The following is a 15,784-nucleotide window of genomic DNA, read 5'->3' as shown; positions in this document are numbered from 1 at the left end:
TTTTTCATTATAACAGCTGATGCTCCGAACGCCTACCGAAAGCAAAAAATCCCGTTTTTCACGGGATTTTAGAAAGCTTGCTGTATAAACTTATTGCGGATAAACGGAATTCTTAAAAATAAATGAATAAAAGACCGCCTGATTCCCGGCTGGCTGAGTACGGTATTCATAAGACGGTAGCGGTTTTGATAAAACATGACGGCAGAAACAGCGAAAATGGCATAAATCATAAGTTTTTTCATCATATCCCTCCTGCCAATTAGGGTTTGTCATTCTTTCTTATTTATTCTTAAATAAGGAGCAGGAACGTTAGGGACAACAAAAAACGATTCGATCCTCTGTTATCAGCTGATGTACCGGGATGTCATGCGGCAGACGGGGAACGTGTGAAAACAGCTGGCACTCCAAAAGCAAAGAGACTGTCTTCCCTTCATAATCGCTTAAAAAACGGTCATAATAGCCGCCGCCAAAGCCGACCCTAAACCCGTCAGTATCGAAACAAACACCCGGAACGATTATCAAGTCAATTTGTGATGGTTCCACTTTTTTTGTTTTTTCGATTACCGGCTCAAGAAGTCCGGCGTAAACGGTTTCGAGCTGATCATCGGTCTGATATGTACGGAATTGCATGTTCTTCGATTTCGGGTCGCATTTGGGAATACAAACTTGTTTCCCTTCTTTCCAAGCCTGCTTAATGACGGGACGCGTCGGTATTTCCAGCCCTCTGGAGATGGTGACGGCAATGGTGCTGGCATTTTGCCACTCCGGCAGAGAAAACAAACGCTTGTACATACGCGCTGTTTTTTGAAGAAGATCTTCACCTGATACAGCAGATAGTGCCTCCATCGTCTTTTTTCTTAATTGTGATTTCATCTCTCATCCCCCTCGGAAAAGAAAAAAGCCAGAACCTTTTTTCAAAGCTCTGGCTTTTTTACACCTCAAACAGCTGAGCTGTTATTTTGTTTCACGGTGTAACGTAGATTTTTTATCACGTGGGCAATATTTTTTAAATTCAACGCGGTCTGGATTGTTGCGTTTGTTCTTTTTAGAAATATAGTTACGCTCACCACATTCAGTGCAAGCCAAAGTAATATTAACGCGCATTATTTTCCCTCCAAACTAAAATCATTTACTTATTCAGACTTATATATAATACCACTATAATGGACGGAATGCTAGGCTGTTTTTCAATGAATTATTGAATTATGAATAATACGCTCATAAAGCTGCAAATATGATTCCGTAATGAGCCGGGGATGGTGTAGTTTGATCACTTGTTCTCTGCCGGCTTCTTTTATCCGGCGGGCTCTTTCCCGGTCTTTTAAAAACCTGTCCAGCAGATCAGCCGCTTCCTGCGCGCGCGTAAAATCAACGGTGAATGCTGTTTTGTCGTGAAGGGCAAAGTCACAAAAACCGCCCGACTGAGAAACGGCAGTCAGCACACCTTGTTCCATGCTTTCTTGCGCGGCAAGCCCAAACGGCTCATAAAAACTAGGGAAAACAGCCATTTCACAGTGAGACAGAAACGTTCTGATGTCTCTTCTATGCAGAAACGGCAGGAACATAACACGTTCCTTCAAATTCAATGCTGCAGCCAGTTTTTCATAGGAGGAGAGAGACGGACCTTCCCCAGCCAGCACCAAATGCAGGTCAGGCTGACGCCGCCTCAGGATAGCAAACACCTTTAACAGCTGAGAAAAACCTTTTTCCGGAACAAACCTACCAAACGAAAATATGAACCTTCCATTCATGTTCCTTGGAACTTCCCCCTTTTCCACCTCCATAGATGCAGGGCTTGGGATGACAGTTATTTTTTCACGTGCTGCCTTATCAAGCGACCGTTTCATAAAAGAGCTTAGTACAATCAATTCATCAGCAGATTCTATCAGGAGCCGTTCGGTCTGCAGTCTGTATGGATGCGGGGCTTCTTGGCACACCTTCTTCCTTTCGCTTTCAAGACCGTGGATAGTCACTGCAAGCGGGATGCCAAGCCGTTGTTTCAAATAATGAGCAGCGGGAGCTGTCATGTCGTCATGGGCATGAATCAGATCGAAACGCTCATTGCAGGATAACACATGCTGAACCATTGTAAAGTTAGCATCAGCCATGAAATCTTCAAACTGCGCATATGTAAACAGCCGCCTGCTTGGAGTAAAAACAGTAATGTTGATATGCGGGTTTAAATAAGAAATAAGATGGTTTAAATGGACACCGAGCCCACTTTTCGGCTCATGAGGATGTTCAAGTGAAAGCATGAGAACGTTCATCTTTCTTTATCCCCTCCTCCATAACACGTGTAGGCAGAAAATTGCTTCTCCCACCAGGTGTACGCGTCCTCAGCCTGAAAGCTTTTTAGATCACTAACCCCATTTTCCGCAAGATAGATGTCCTCTGTATCCGCGAGCTTGAGAGAGACATTCATTGAGTTAACCATTCTGTATTCAGCCCGATATACAGCATCACCAGCTGCCTGTCCAATTATCCATTCCCCTTTATGATACGTTATGCGTTTCGTCCTGACAGCTTCGATGTTTTTTCTTTTGATGACAATGCGCAATTCTTTGATCATATCCCGCGGGCTTTCGAAAAGCACAGCTTCAGCCAGCCGCATTGTTTCTTCTGAGATGTCCCAGCGTACGGTCAAGGTGCGGGCGTTTTGAATCATCATATCGAATGTATCCCTAAAAAAAGAAAACTTATGTCGTATATTATAGAGAAATGGGTATTGATCCATGGATTTTTAACATTCTCCTTTCCTATCGTTCACTCGGTGTTCCTATTAAATCATTACATAGAGTGGAAGCAAAGAAAGACTTCTCGACAAAATCTCGTTTTTTTCGCGAATACCTTTAGAATCTATTGGTTTTATGGTATAAAAAAGAAGGATAAAAAAAGAATAGAAGGTGATGAAACGTGGAAATTGCTATTATTGCGTTGTTTATCGTCAGTATAGCGCTAATTGCATTCTCATATTCTCAAAGAGATCCGATGAAAGATGTAGAGCAAGAGCTCGAAACACTGCAGCTTTCTGCGATGCAGGAAATTTACAAGCTCAAAAAGAAAATGACAGTGCTTGAGGAAGAATTACTGGAAACAAACCTTGTCATCCGCAAATCAAAGCATAGCGATATCAATCAAAAGATCGCTAAACAAATACTTTCAAAATATAATAATGGCATGTCCGCTGAAGCGATCGCTAAAGCTGAGCATGTATCAGTGGAAGACGTAAATACGATTATCAAAGATAACGAGAGGGTGCTCGTATGACAAAACGGGGCATTCAGGCATTTGCAGGCGGCATTATTTTAGCGACAGCTGTTCTTGCAGCTGTTTTTTATCTAACAGACGAAGACCAGGCCGCTGCTGTAAAAGAAAATAAAACAGTAACCGAACAAGACGTGAGCAATTACCTTGATTCTAAAAAAATGGTTTCTGTTAACCGTGATGAATATCAAAAACTTCTTGATTCAAAAGAGAAATCCTTGAACGACGATGACAGCAGCTCAGACGCAAAAAAAGACAAAGTCAAAACATACAAGCTCACCATTAAAGACGGCATGAGCACCGCAGATGTATCAGCTATTCTTGAAAAAGAAGGCATCATTTCCTCGGCTCAAAACTTTAACGACTATGTCATTGATGCCGGATATCATAAAGAAATCCGCGCCGGCGAGTTTAAAGTAAAATCAGACATGAGCTTCAAAAAGATCGTAAAAACGTTAACACGATAAAAAAACAGGCTGACTGTCAGCCTGTTTTTTTATCCAAACTTTCCTGTGATGTAATCGAGAGTTCTTTGATCCTGCGGGTTAGAGAACATTTTATTGGTATTGTCGCATTCAACAAGCTCGCCCATGTAGAAAAAGGCGGTTTGATCAGAAACCCTTGCTGCCTGCTGCATGTTGTGCGTAACGATTACAATAGTATATTTATTTTTCAGCTCAAGAATCAGTTCTTCAATTTTTCTCGTTGAAATTGGATCTAGTGCAGATGTCGGTTCATCCATCAGCAAAATATCAGGATTTGTCGCAAGCGCTCTGGCGATACAGAGACGCTGCTGCTGGCCGCCTGATAGAGAAAGGGCTGATGAATGCAATCGATCCTTCACCTCATCCCATAACGCCACGTCTTTTAATGACTTTTCCACAATGTCTTGAAGCTTCTTTTTATTTTTGGTGCCGTGGACTCTCGGTCCGTAAGCGACATTATCAAAGATAGATTGCGGAAACGGGTTCCCTTTTTGAAATACCATGCCGATATTTTTTCGCAAATCCACGATATCCACTTTATCCTTTAAAATGTTGCTGCCATTATAATTCAGTTCACCTGCAAGCTTTACATTCGGCGTCATTTGAATCATTAAATTCAATGTTTTAATGAAGGTCGATTTCCCGCATCCTGACGGCCCGATAATCGCGGTGATCTCGTTTTCATGAATACTCAAATTGATATTTTTTAAAGCGTGATGCTGTCCATACCATAAGTCCATTCCATTGACTTGATAGACTTCCTGTTTCATTACAGTTTCGGTAGCAATACTCATTGCCGACCTCCTATCCGAATTTCCCGTTAATATAATCCTCTGTCTTTTGCTGTTCCGGACTGGTGAAAATTTGTTCAGTCTGCCCATATTCTACAAGCTCGCCGTTTAAAAAGAATGCCGTCCGGTCAGAAACCCGCAGCGCCTGCTGCATATTGTGCGTGACAATAATAATTGAGTATTCGCTTTTCAGTTGTGTTATTAATTCTTCTATTTTTGCATTTGAAATCGGATCTAGCGCTGAAGCTGGTTCATCCAGCAGAAGAACGGCCGGCTTCATCGCAAGCGTTCTCGCGATGCATAAACGCTGCTGCTGGCCGCCTGATAACGAAAGTGCAGACGAATGCAAACGATCCTTCACCTCATCCCAGAGTGCTGCTTTTGTTAAGCTTTCTTCCACAATCTCATCTAAAACAGCTTTATTGCGCTCTCCGGCATATTTCAAGGCATGTGTGATATTCGCATAAATCGATTTCGGAAATGGATTCGGTTTTTGGAAAACCATTCCGATTTCTCTTCTTAAGCTGACAACATTAATATGGCCGCCCAGTATATTTAATCCTTCATAAAGGATTTCACCTTCAGCCCTTGCAGAAGGAATTAAATCATTCATTCGGTTAATGTTTCTCAAAAAAGTGGACTTTCCGCACCCTGACGGTCCAATCAAAGCGGTCACCGCATTTTTTTCAATATCCATATTCACGCGGTGAACTGCCTGTTTATCTCCGTAAAAAATAGACAGATCTTTCACTTCGAGCACGTGGCGCTGTTTCGGAACGAAAACAGCACGTTCAGGCTTTTCTTTTACCATTTGTTCAGACATGTTTTTCGCCTCTTTCCGTTCTAATTTGCCGTAAGCTTTTTGTAGATCATCGTGCCAAGCCATCTCGCTGCGAGATTAAATACAAGAACAGAAATGACCAGCACCGCAGAACCTCCGTTGGCAATCGCTTCAGCATCCGGAATAATTCCTTGCGTATTTACGTTCCAAATGTGAACCGCAAGTGTTTCAGCGGGCCTGAAGATATTAAATGGCGATGTTTCAGAAAACGGGTTCCATTCCGTGAAATTAAGACGCGGTGTTGTCAGACCGGCTGTAAATAATAATGCCGCCGCTTCCCCGAACACCCTTCCTGACGCTAAAATCGCTCCGGTGATGATAGAAGGGATTGCACTTGGAATTAAAACCGTTTTTACGGTATGCCAGCGTGATACACCTAAAGCGAGAGAGGCTTCCTTCAAATCTTTAGGGACTGAACGAATCGCGTCTTCTGTCACACGCACCATGACAGGAAGGTTAAAAACAGTTAATGCAAGCGCCCCGCCTATGATCGTATATCCCCAGCCTGTTAAGTTAACAAACATCAATAATCCAAACATCCCAATCACAATTGACGGAAGAGATGAAAGCACCTCTATACATGTTCTGATGAAATCAGTCACTTTGTTATTAGGCGCGTACTCAGCCATGAACACTCCGCCGCCCACACCGAGCGGGATTGTAATCAGCATCGTGATAAACAAAATATAAAAGGAGTTGAAAAGCTGGTCGCGTATTCCTCCTCCAGCTGCAATGGCACTTGATTTTGTCGTAATAAAGTCGAAGCTGAGCTGGGAAACACCGTTAATAATAATATAGGAAAACAAGCCTACCAGAATTGCCGCGATAATGGCTGCGCATAAACCAAATATTCCAGTTGCCAGTTTATCTGTTAGTTTGCGGTTCATTACACTTTCCTCCTAGATGACAAGTAGCGGATAAACAGGATGAACAAGAATGACATCACCAGAAGCACAAGCCCCATTGACCACAGCGTATTGTTTTCAACGCTGCCGTATGTGGTATGCCCCATATTCAGCGTAATGATCGTTGTCAGGGTTCCGGCAGTGTCAAACAGGCTTTCCGGCAATACTCTTGTATTTCCAATGACCATCTGAACAGCCAAAGCTTCGCCAAACGCCCGTGCCATACCAAGCACAACAGCCGTCATTAATGTCGGAAAAGCTGCGGGTACAAGTACTTTTCTGATCGTCTGCCATCTTGTCGCACCGAGTGCATAAGAACCTTCTCTTAAACTCTTCGGAAGAGAAGCCATCGCATCAGCAGAGATCGATGTAATGGTCGGCAGGATCATAATGGAAAGAACAATCGTTCCCGCCAATAAACTGTGCCCTGTTCCGCTCGATTTGAACTGAGCGATAAACGGCACTAATACTGTAAGACCTATGAATCCATAAACAACAGATGGAATGCCGACTAAAAGCTCAATCACCGGCTGCAGTACTTTCTTTCCCCAATTCGGCGCAATTTCTGTCATAAAAATCGCACCTGCAATGCCGAGCGGCGCAGCAATGAGTGCAGAAAGAATCGTTACTGCAAATGATCCAAAAATAAATGGAAGCACTCCATATTTCGGATCCGTATCTGTAGGGTTCCAATTTAGGCTCGTTAAGAATTCAATTGGGCTTACACCATTTACAAGAAAAGATTGCAGCCCCTTCACGCCGAGGAAAATGGTGATCGCAACAGATGCCGCAATCATAATAAGCGCACAAGCTGTCACAATCATTCTTCCCCGAACTTCATCCAATTGCCGATTTTGCCTTGAGCTGATTAAACGCTCGCTCACAGACATATTTTCTCTATTGTTTATCATTGTTTTACACTCCTATGAATGTGTTAAGAGGAGAAACGGTTGCCACCGCACTCCTCTTTTTATAAAGATCAGCTTTGTTTCCCGTTGGCATCGCGTGTCACTTTCATATCAGTAACCGGAATGTACCCTTGGTCGGTAACAATGCTTTTTTGAATGTCATCACTCTTTAAATAATCAAGGAATTCCTTAGCTAAATCTGTCGCTTCACCTTTTGTGTAAGAATGCTGATAAGCCCAGATTGGATACTCGCCAGCTGCAACATTTTTCGCTTCAGGTTTTACACCGTCAATAGATAGAGCAGTTACTTTGTCATCTGTTAAATATGAGAATGCAAGATACCCAATCGCTCCCGAAGTATCAGCAATGATTTTTTTCACTGTGTTAGATGAATCTTCAGTAATGCCTTCTGCAGGTTCTTCTCCGTCAAGCGCATATTTCACAAATGTAGCACGTGTGCCAGAAGAATCAGGACGGTTTACAAGTGTGATCTTTTGGTCTTTGCCTCCAAGCTCTTTCCAGTTTTTGATTTTGCCGGTGAAGATTTTTTTCAATTCATCTTTTGAAATATCCTTCACACCGGCATCAGGGTTTACAGCTGCTGCCATACCGACTACTGCGACTTGATGATCGACTAGCGCTTTTGCATCAATTCCTTCTTTTTCTTCAGCAAAAACGTCTGAATTCCCGATCTGAACAGCTCCTTCAGAAACTTGAGAAAGCCCTGTTCCAGAACCGCCAGCTTGTACCTGTATATCTGCATCAGGGTTTTCTTCCATAAATTTTTCTGCGGCAGCGAGTACTAATGGCTGCATAGCAGATGAACCAGAAATGGTTAAAGATCCTGATGCCTTTTCTTCCCCTTTTGCAGAATCGCTATTCGATTTTTCACTTTCTCCTGCATTTCCGCATGCAGCTGCAATCATCATAAAAGCAGCCATTAGAAGCATAAGCACCCATTTGTTTTTTTTCATTTCCTGAATTCCCCCTGCATATAATGTGTAATTTGTCCTACACGTATAGAATAAAGGTTCTGTGTAAAAAGGGTTTGAATCGAATGTTAAGGTTTTGTAAATCAATGCGTTTTTTTGTATAAAAAAACGCCCACATCATGTGAGCGTTTCATTTTAGTCATTAGAAGACGTTGCGTTTTCTTCGATTTTGTCTTTATTCTTTTGCTGAGTATCTTCTTTGTCCTGCTTCGATTTCAGCTCAAAATATTTATCCAATACTTCTCTGCCGATTTCGTTTGTAATGGTATATTTAGCGCCATAATCAATATAAGCCCAAGGTACTACGACAGAGATCGCAATCTCAGGATTATCGGCCGGCGCATAAGCGACAAGTGTCGTATTATAAGCCGCTGTTCCTGTTTTTGATTTATCAGGCCCATCATAGAAAGACTGCGCTGTTCCTGTTTTGCCGGCAGGCTGATAGGAAGCTGAAGCAAATTGGGTCGCGGCTGTCCCTTTTGTCATCACTCGTCTGAACCCGGCCTGTACCTCTTTAATATAATCGCTTTTCATATCAATTTTATTCAGCACTTCAGGCTGAACAGATTGTACTACTGCTCCGATCCCTTTTTCAGCATTGGGTTCTCTGACTTCTTTTACAAGCTGAGGCTTCAAGCGATAGCCCCCGTTTGCAATCGTTGATACGTATTGCGCCAGTTCCAGCGGTGTATAAGTATCGTACTGACCGATCGCATAGTCAAGCAAAAATCCCGTCAATCTGTTTGTTCCTTTATAGCCTGTCATTTCATTTGGAAGATCAATTCCAGTTTTGACACCCAATCCAAACTGGCTAAAATGATTACGGAATGTATCAAAGGCCGCAGTATCAATCGGTAAAGCTTGATGTGGTTTATACTCGCCTTTACCGATTGCAATCGCAGTTTTAAACATAAATACGTTGGAAGACTGCTCTAACGCTCTTTGAATATTAACCGAACCTAAATTCTTCCAAGATTTTTTACCATTTTTATCTTGACCGATATATAACGGCTCATCTTGAAAAACCGTATTTAAGTTGATGGCGCCGGTTTGAAGACCCGTTAGTACGGTTGCACCTTTAACAGCTGATCCCATGGCATAGGATGAAGTCATATTTCCTAATGCATAATCATCAAACTTGTATGCTCCATTTTCTAGTTTAATCTGCTTGCCCGCCATTGTCAGCACTTCACCGTTTCTTGGATCCATCATGACAACGAAAGCGCGGTCTAACAATTGAGTGCTTGCTCTTGCTTTAGCTGATTTTAAATTCTTCTCAATGATTTTTTCAACTGACTTTTGCAAATCAATATCAATCGTAAGCACGAGATCTTTACCGGCTTTGCCTTCAGAAACGGTTTTCGTTCCCGTGACATTGCCGTTTGAATCTGTAATGTTTTCTACCTTTGCTTTTTGTCCTTGCAGAAGGCTTTCGTATTGGTATTCCAAATAGCTTTTTCCGACCCTGTCATTTCGGCTGTAGCCAAGCGACAGGTAATGCTCGAGCAAATTGGACGGCAATCCTTCATCAGAGCTGGAAACACTTCCGAGCACTGAGCGGAGAAGGTTTTTATACGGATAGTCACGTTCCCAATCGGACGTGACATCAACACCCGGCAGTTCGTCTAAATGTTCACTTACCACTGCCATTTCCTTCGCTGATACATCTTCATTTTTGATATATTGAGGGGTCAATGCGTACCCTGAATCCATCTGTCTTTTGATGGCGAGGATCTGCATGTCTTTATCCGTCAGGTCATTCATCTGCTTGTCAGTAATTCGTTTTAGCTGAAGCTGATATAAATCGTTATCGGATAATTTTTTGTCTTCTGCCTGCTGTCTTTCTTTAGAGGTAATCAGCTTTTTGGCTTCTTTCGGCCTAGTCAAAATCCAATAATCCTTTTTATCCCGTTCTGTTACTTTTTTTGTATCGACTTTAATCATCTCAGACAGCTTTTTTGCGATCTTTAAACGCTGCTCTTGCGAGGTCGATTTAGATCTGGTGTATGTGATTGCATTTAAAGCCTTATTTGTCACGATGGCATTAAAGTTTCGATCATAAATTTTACCGCGCGGCACTGCGGAGCTGACTTCACTTTGTTCCTGCTTATTGGCTTGATTTTTGTAATCATCGCCTTGCACGATCTGCTTGATCCCCAGTTCCACAATGATCCAGGTAAATATAACAAAGGCGGCCAAGAATAAAATATTCAGCCGGATCGGCAGCGACTTCTTTTTCTCTTTATGATTTTGTGTTTTTGGTTTATTTCTCCTCATAACATCACCTTTTTCTATTTACAGAAAGAAAAGACACTCAAGTAAGAGTGCCAGTTTTCATTTTAAAGGTTTTTTCGACTTTTTTCTACAGATAACCCCTTTTTGACAAAAAATTATCTTTCGCCTTTTAAAAGATTCGGTTCAGTGACCCTTTTTTGGCCATCCTCTTCCATGGTTTGATTTTCCTCTTCTTTCTCCTTAAAACGGATATCCTTGACAAAGTAATAAATCAGCGGATGTCCTACGCCCAAGATAGCAAGTGACAAAGGAATTCCCACATCTTCTTTGAGAAGAGCCACGATCAGGAGAAAGCCTAAAATGGAGACAATCCTGCCGGCGTTTAAAAACAATTCCCTCAGCACGATATATTCAATTCTTGCTTTTCTGGCATGTCTCGCCCGGCCTATCACATCATATGTAAGTGAAACATATGGCACGAGCAAAAGAGGATAGCCGATGGCAATAAATACGCCGTACGTCAATAATGTCGCAAAGCTCATATGAAACAGAATCAAAAACAGCGCTCCATACAAAATAAGGCCGCCCAGCAAAATCGATTTTTTTCTGGCCTTTTTCTTAATCAGCCTGGATGCAAAGTAATAGGCAAAGAAAGAAACAGCTGAGTTGACAAGGCCGAATGTGCCGAGGGCCAGTTCGCTGTTTGTCTCAATAAATACAAAAACACTGATTAAAAAAACAAAAATCCCTTCTCTTAAGCCTTGAAAAAAATGCGCATTCGTAATTCTCCGCCAATTCATATTGCTATGGCGCTCTCCAAATACTTTGCTCAGCATAAAACGGCCCTTTGATTCTCTTCGTTTTAAAAAAAAGCTCATCACAACAGCCAATGCAAACAAACTGAGGGAGAGGCTGAAAATCACTGTGTAACCCGTATTATTTTCAAGCCTTGAGATAACAAATCCCGCTACAATCGGGCCGATCATTCCTGCCGAGGAAGACAGAATGCCCATAAATCCGTTGAAAAAGTCTCGCGTATCCGGCTCTGTGATTTCAAAGGTCAGAACGTTAAACGCAAGCCAATAAAAGCCATAGCCCACTCCGAGCACCGCGCCGATCAGCACGAGCCGGCTGGCTGCCGTTTCTCCGGCTAAAAGCACACTTAAATAAAAGGCAGCTAAAAAAATGACGCCGAACCTTAAAATGAACACCCTGTCTATTTTTTTGGCTAACCGTCCAGCCAAATAAAAGGTTATCGGCTGCATTGTCACAATGGATAAATTATATATCGCCAAATCAATAAATTTCCCTGACTGCTTCCAAAGATACACATTAACAAATGTATTGGACAGTGCAATTCCCAGTGAGTAAAGCCCGCCAATAGTCAGCAGAAAGAGTAACCCTTTGTTTACGTCTACATCGCCAATCACTTTTTTTAGTTTGCTCATTACTGACTCCCCTTTACTATCCCTTAGTCTGTCTCACTCAAACCGAGATATGTAAAAAGAAGACATAAAAAAACAAGGCCCTGTATCGAGGACCTTGCTAGTGTCATTATTTTGCTTCGCTGTATAGACGAGCCACTTCGTCCCAGTTCACAACATTCCAGAACGCTGAAATGTAATCAGGGCGGCGGTTTTGATAGTTAAGGTAGTAAGCATGCTCCCAAACGTCAAGACCTAAGATAGGCGTTTTGCCTTCTGAAAGCGGAGAATCTTGGTTTGGCGTGCTTGTGATTTCAAGTTTGCCGTTGTTAACAACAAGCCATGCCCAGCCAGAACCGAAGCGTCCAGCTGCTGCAGCTGCGAATTGCTCTTTGAATTTGTCAAAGCTTCCAAATACACTATTGATCTCATCAGCAAGCGCGCCAGTCGGCTCGCCGCCGCCGTTTGGAGATAAAAGTGTCCAGAATAATTTGTGGTTTGCGTGTCCGCCGCCGTTGTTGCGGACAGCAGTGCGGATGTTTTCAGGAACAGAATTAATATCTGCAACCAGCTCTTCAACTGATTTGGTTGCAAGAGCAGTGTTTCCTTCAACCGCTTTGTTTAAATTTGTAACGTATGTGTTGTGGTGTTTCGTATGATGAATAGTCATAGTTTCCTTGTCGATATGCGGTTCTAAAGCATCGTACGCATAAGGTAATTCTGGAAGTTCGTAAGCCATGATAATTCCTCCTTTAATATATATATGTACTGAAATGCCGCTTCACAGCGAGCCTTTCTTCATTCAATGTAACAAAAGTATGCTTTGTAAGCAATGAAAAAGCTCACATCTTGGCTCATTTCAGCGAACATATTTCACTTTAACCGATAATTCGCCCCATTAAACATGCCGTCCGCAATTCTTATAGGACCGTCCATAAAAAATATCCGATCATCAAAAGCTGTATCATGCCCTTTGCAATAACCCCTGTTAAAAAGCCAATGAGTGAGCCGAGACCGATTTTAAACGCTGACTTGACGTCCTTTTGGTGGACGATAAGTTCTGCACAAACAGCCCCGATAAACGGACCTAATATGATTCCCGCAACCGGAATGACAAAAGGCCCGATTAATAAACCGATCGTGCTTCCCCATATAGCGGCTTTGCTTCCGCCGAACCTTTTTACTCCGAGCAGATTAGACACGTAATCCGCGGCGAATAATACTGCGGCAAAAACAGCTTCGACGAGCCAGAACATATAAGAATAAGGACTGAATGAAAACAAAAATCCATACAATACAAATCCGGCAACGATAAATATGACACTCGGAATAATGGGATACACCAGCCCAATAAAGGCGATGATAAATACCGCCCCAATCAACAGCCAATACAACATATCCATAGCATTCTTCCTCCCTTTTTCATCTGTTTTCTTCATGTCTTCCTTGTATTCACACGCGGGCAACGATACAATAAGCAACATATATTAGTATAGCTAGGAAGTGAAGATAGTGAATATATTTCAGCTTTTCATCAAAAGTACATACTCTCCCCGCGATATCGCAAAAACACGATTTCAAGGAATCGGTAAAGCGATTCTTTATGTATTTTTGCTTTCTGTCCTTTTTGCAATTCCTACCGCTTATTATGTAAGCTCAGGGACCGTAAAATCAATGAACGGCTTTAAAACCGTGTTAAACAAAGATTTCCCTGATTTCACAATTTCAAACGGCAAACTTCAAACGGATGAGAAAAAAGCGACGGAATCACAGGCAAATGGTTTCGTTATCGTATTTGATCCGACGGACGCTTACGGTACCAAGCAAATTGAAGCAAAGCAAAATGCGATCGGCATCCTCCAGAACAAATTTGTTTTGGCCATTGACGGACAGGCTCAGGAAATGCCTTACTCAATGATACCGTCAGAGTTAAAGAAAAAAGATGTCATCGCAGGTTTAAACCAAAATAAAACGATGATCGTAACTGTTCTCTCAGCTCTCATTTTCCTTGTAACTGCCGCAGGAAAATTCATTGAAGTATCATTTTTGGCGCTTATCGGATTAATCATTAAGAATTCACAAAGAAAGCATCTATCCTACCATCAGCTCTGGAAGCTTTCGGCCTATTCCATCACCCTTTCGACCGTATTCTTTACGATCATGCGCGCATTAGAAGCGGCAGTTCCAAGTGAATTTTTGCTGAACTGGTTTGTCAATATTGTCATCCTGTTTCTCGTGTTGAAAGAGATTCCGTCCAAAAAAGCTGCTGTATAATCCGAGACTGCATTCGCAGTCTCTTTTCTTTTGTCATGGATTAAAAAGGACAAGCATACGATGGTATAAAATCTTGTATGCGGGAGGAAAAGTGATGAAGCGTCTCACCTTTGTATGCAGCATTGTTTTTATTCTTTTTATTCTTTTTTATGATCTTAAAATTGGAACAATACCCATTCAGGACCTCCCTGTCTATGAAGCATCAGCAAAAACGGCTGCACAAGGACCAGCGTACAAAACGGTGAAGGTTAAGCCGGGTGACACGGTTATGTCAATTGTCGGATCAGCAGGTTCTCCTGACGACATTGTAAAGGATTTTGAAGCACTGAATCCGAATGTAAGGGCCAACGCCATTCAAGCGGGAACAGCGTACAAATTCCCGGTCTACCCTTAATTAACGTTAATTTCTTGTCAGTTTGGCGAAGACACTGTTACAATGTAATTTGTAAAATAAATTCACATAAACCATACTAGAATTGTTACATCTAGAAGCGGCAACTACAATTAAGGAGCGATTGCAAGTGAGTGAAATCACACATCGTACAAAAACGCGTCCCGTCAAAGTGGGACCTTTAACAATAGGCGGCAACAATGAAGTTGTCATCCAAAGCATGACAACAACAAAAACACATGATGTGGAAGCAACGGTTGCGGAAATTAACCGGTTGGCTGAAGCCGGATGCCAAGTCGTTCGGGTAGCATGTCCGGATGAACGGGCGGCAAACGCCATTGCAGATATTAAAAAACAGATTTCCATTCCGCTCGTTGTTGACATCCATTTCGATTATAAGCTTGCGTTAAAAGCCATTGAAGGCGGAGCTGATAAGATCCGAATCAACCCTGGCAACATCGGCCGCCGTGAAAAAGTCGAAGCGGTCGTTAAAGCGGCGAAAGAAAAAGGGATTCCGATCAGAATCGGAGTAAACGCCGGTTCACTTGAAAAACGGATTTTAGAAAAATACGGTTATCCGACAGCCGACGGAATGGTAGAAAGCGCACTTCACCACATTAAAATTCTTGAAGACCTTGACTTTCACGATATTATTGTCAGCATGAAGGCATCTGACGTCAACCTTGCGATCGAGGCTTATGAAAAAGCGTCGAAAGCATTTGATTACCCGCTGCACCTTGGGATCACCGAGTCAGGAACGCTGTTTGCCGGCACAGTTAAGAGCGCAGCAGGACTCGGCGCGATTTTAAGCAAGGGCATCGGAAACACCTTGCGTATTTCATTAAGCGCAGATCCTGTGGAAGAGGTAAAAGTAGCAAGGGAGCTTCTGAAATCTTTCGGCTTAGCCTCCAATGCTGCCACACTCATCTCATGTCCGACTTGCGGCCGTATTGAGATTGACCTCATCAGCATCGCCAATGAAGTGGAAGAGTATATTTCTAAGATAAAAGCGCCGATCAAAGTTGCTGTTCTCGGCTGTGCCGTAAACGGACCGGGTGAAGCTAGAGAAGCCGATATCGGAATCGCCGGCGCACGCGGTGAAGGACTGTTATTCCGGAAAGGAAAAATTGTCCGTAAAGTTCCAGAGGAAACAATGGTAGAGGAACTCAAGAAGGAAATCGACATTCTTGCTGAGGAACACTATGCAAAGCTTGAAGCTGAAAAAGCTAAATCAAAAGAAGAGACACAAAAAGCTTGACGGGAACCCGTCAAGC

At 42.5% G+C, this 15,784-nt stretch carries 19 protein-coding genes; 5 read left to right on the top strand and 14 right to left on the bottom strand.

Features of this window, described 5'->3' with window-relative positions; all coding sequences use genetic code 11:
- Window positions 1-68: 68 nt before the first annotated feature.
- The 5 genes from ACMX2I_RS08590 to ACMX2I_RS08570 all read right to left on the bottom strand — a co-directional run bounded on the left by ACMX2I_RS08590 (window position 69) and on the right by ACMX2I_RS08570 (window position 2,734).
- A complete protein-coding gene (locus tag ACMX2I_RS08590; RefSeq protein ID WP_087990719.1) occupies window positions 69-242 on the bottom strand; it encodes a hypothetical protein in 174 nt (57 codons plus the stop codon).
- Window positions 243-309: 67 nt separating this feature from the next.
- Entirely contained in the window at window positions 310-873 is a 564-nt protein-coding gene (locus ACMX2I_RS08585; RefSeq protein WP_414956695.1) for a 5-formyltetrahydrofolate cyclo-ligase, read from the bottom strand.
- Between the two features lie 81 nt (window positions 874-954).
- On the bottom strand, window positions 955-1,104 hold the full coding sequence (gene rpmG / locus ACMX2I_RS08580; protein WP_003153056.1) for a 50S ribosomal protein L33: 150 nt from the start codon (window positions 1,102-1,104) through the stop codon (window positions 955-957).
- An 83-nt stretch (window positions 1,105-1,187) separates the two neighbouring features.
- Entirely contained in the window at window positions 1,188-2,267 is a 1,080-nt protein-coding gene (locus ACMX2I_RS08575) for a glycosyltransferase family 4 protein (protein ID WP_414956694.1), read from the bottom strand.
- Window positions 2,264-2,734 carry a hypothetical protein gene (locus ACMX2I_RS08570; RefSeq protein WP_414956693.1) on the bottom strand — a complete coding sequence of 157 codons (471 nt, stop codon included), beginning with the start codon at window positions 2,732-2,734 and terminating at the stop codon, window positions 2,264-2,266. Before ACMX2I_RS08570 ends, ACMX2I_RS08575 begins: the two co-directional genes overlap by 4 nt.
- 179 nt (window positions 2,735-2,913) lie before the next feature.
- Between ACMX2I_RS08570 and ACMX2I_RS08565 the strand changes: the two genes are divergently transcribed.
- Complete coding sequence (locus ACMX2I_RS08565; protein WP_087990723.1) at window positions 2,914-3,267, top strand: hypothetical protein; 354 nt, start codon at window positions 2,914-2,916, stop codon at window positions 3,265-3,267.
- The gene (locus ACMX2I_RS08560; RefSeq protein WP_414956692.1) at window positions 3,264-3,731 is read left to right on the top strand and encodes an endolytic transglycosylase MltG; all 468 of its coding nucleotides are present in this window, start codon (window positions 3,264-3,266) and stop codon (window positions 3,729-3,731) included. Before ACMX2I_RS08565 ends, ACMX2I_RS08560 begins: the two co-directional genes overlap by 4 nt.
- Before the next feature lie 29 nt (window positions 3,732-3,760).
- Here the strand turns inward: ACMX2I_RS08560 and pstB (ACMX2I_RS08555) are convergent, their stop codons facing one another.
- The 9 genes from pstB (ACMX2I_RS08555) to ACMX2I_RS08515 all read right to left on the bottom strand — a co-directional run bounded on the left by pstB (ACMX2I_RS08555) (window position 3,761) and on the right by ACMX2I_RS08515 (window position 13,248).
- Window positions 3,761-4,543: a phosphate ABC transporter ATP-binding protein PstB gene (gene pstB / locus ACMX2I_RS08555; RefSeq protein WP_414956691.1), complete on the bottom strand. Its 783-nt coding sequence runs from the start codon at window positions 4,541-4,543 to the stop codon at window positions 3,761-3,763.
- 10 nt (window positions 4,544-4,553) lie between these two features.
- Window positions 4,554-5,363, bottom strand: a complete 810-nt coding sequence (gene pstB, locus ACMX2I_RS08550; protein ID WP_414956690.1) for a phosphate ABC transporter ATP-binding protein PstB — start codon at window positions 5,361-5,363, stop codon at window positions 4,554-4,556.
- A gap of 20 nt (window positions 5,364-5,383) precedes the next feature.
- Window positions 5,384-6,268, bottom strand: a complete 885-nt coding sequence (pstA, locus tag ACMX2I_RS08545; protein ID WP_414956689.1) for a phosphate ABC transporter permease PstA — start codon at window positions 6,266-6,268, stop codon at window positions 5,384-5,386.
- A complete protein-coding gene (gene pstC, locus ACMX2I_RS08540; RefSeq protein WP_148962068.1) occupies window positions 6,268-7,197 on the bottom strand; it encodes a phosphate ABC transporter permease subunit PstC in 930 nt (309 codons plus the stop codon). Before pstC ends, pstA begins: the two co-directional genes overlap by 1 nt.
- Window positions 7,198-7,265: 68 nt before the next feature.
- Window positions 7,266-8,168: a phosphate ABC transporter substrate-binding protein gene (locus ACMX2I_RS08535; RefSeq protein WP_087990729.1), complete on the bottom strand. Its 903-nt coding sequence runs from the start codon at window positions 8,166-8,168 to the stop codon at window positions 7,266-7,268.
- Between the two features lie 153 nt (window positions 8,169-8,321).
- Window positions 8,322-10,463, bottom strand: a complete 2,142-nt coding sequence (gene pbpA / locus ACMX2I_RS08530) for a penicillin-binding protein 2A (protein WP_414956688.1) — start codon at window positions 10,461-10,463, stop codon at window positions 8,322-8,324.
- Window positions 10,464-10,576: 113 nt separating this feature from the next.
- Window positions 10,577-11,869, bottom strand: coding sequence for an MFS transporter (locus ACMX2I_RS08525; protein WP_414956687.1), 1,293 nt, complete (start codon window positions 11,867-11,869; stop codon window positions 10,577-10,579).
- 106 nt (window positions 11,870-11,975) lie between these two features.
- Window positions 11,976-12,584 (bottom strand): superoxide dismutase SodA, encoded by a 609-nt coding sequence (gene sodA, locus ACMX2I_RS08520; RefSeq protein WP_087990732.1) that lies wholly within the window; start codon window positions 12,582-12,584, stop codon window positions 11,976-11,978.
- A 181-nt stretch (window positions 12,585-12,765) separates the two neighbouring features.
- Entirely contained in the window at window positions 12,766-13,248 is a 483-nt protein-coding gene (locus ACMX2I_RS08515; RefSeq protein ID WP_414956686.1) for a DUF456 domain-containing protein, read from the bottom strand.
- 109 nt (window positions 13,249-13,357) lie between these two features.
- On the opposite strand from ACMX2I_RS08515, the gene ACMX2I_RS08510 reads away from it, so the two are divergent.
- The 3 genes from ACMX2I_RS08510 to ispG all read left to right on the top strand — a co-directional run bounded on the left by ACMX2I_RS08510 (window position 13,358) and on the right by ispG (window position 15,768).
- Complete coding sequence (locus ACMX2I_RS08510; protein ID WP_148962073.1) at window positions 13,358-14,119, top strand: DUF1189 domain-containing protein; 762 nt, start codon at window positions 13,358-13,360, stop codon at window positions 14,117-14,119.
- A 94-nt stretch (window positions 14,120-14,213) separates the two neighbouring features.
- Window positions 14,214-14,513, top strand: a complete 300-nt coding sequence (locus ACMX2I_RS08505; protein ID WP_414956685.1) for a LysM peptidoglycan-binding domain-containing protein — start codon at window positions 14,214-14,216, stop codon at window positions 14,511-14,513.
- Window positions 14,514-14,634: 121 nt separating this feature from the next.
- On the top strand, window positions 14,635-15,768 hold the full coding sequence (ispG, locus tag ACMX2I_RS08500; protein ID WP_333561572.1) for a flavodoxin-dependent (E)-4-hydroxy-3-methylbut-2-enyl-diphosphate synthase: 1,134 nt from the start codon (window positions 14,635-14,637) through the stop codon (window positions 15,766-15,768).
- The last annotated feature ends 16 nt before the right edge of the window (window positions 15,769-15,784 follow it).

The sequence above is a fragment of the Bacillus sp. SW14 genome (assembly GCF_047608225.1).
Lineage (GTDB): Bacteria > Bacillota > Bacilli > Bacillales > Bacillaceae > Bacillus > Bacillus subtilis_G.
The sequence above is the reverse complement of the archived record's forward strand: the minus strand, read 5'-3'. Positions and strand labels throughout refer to the sequence as shown.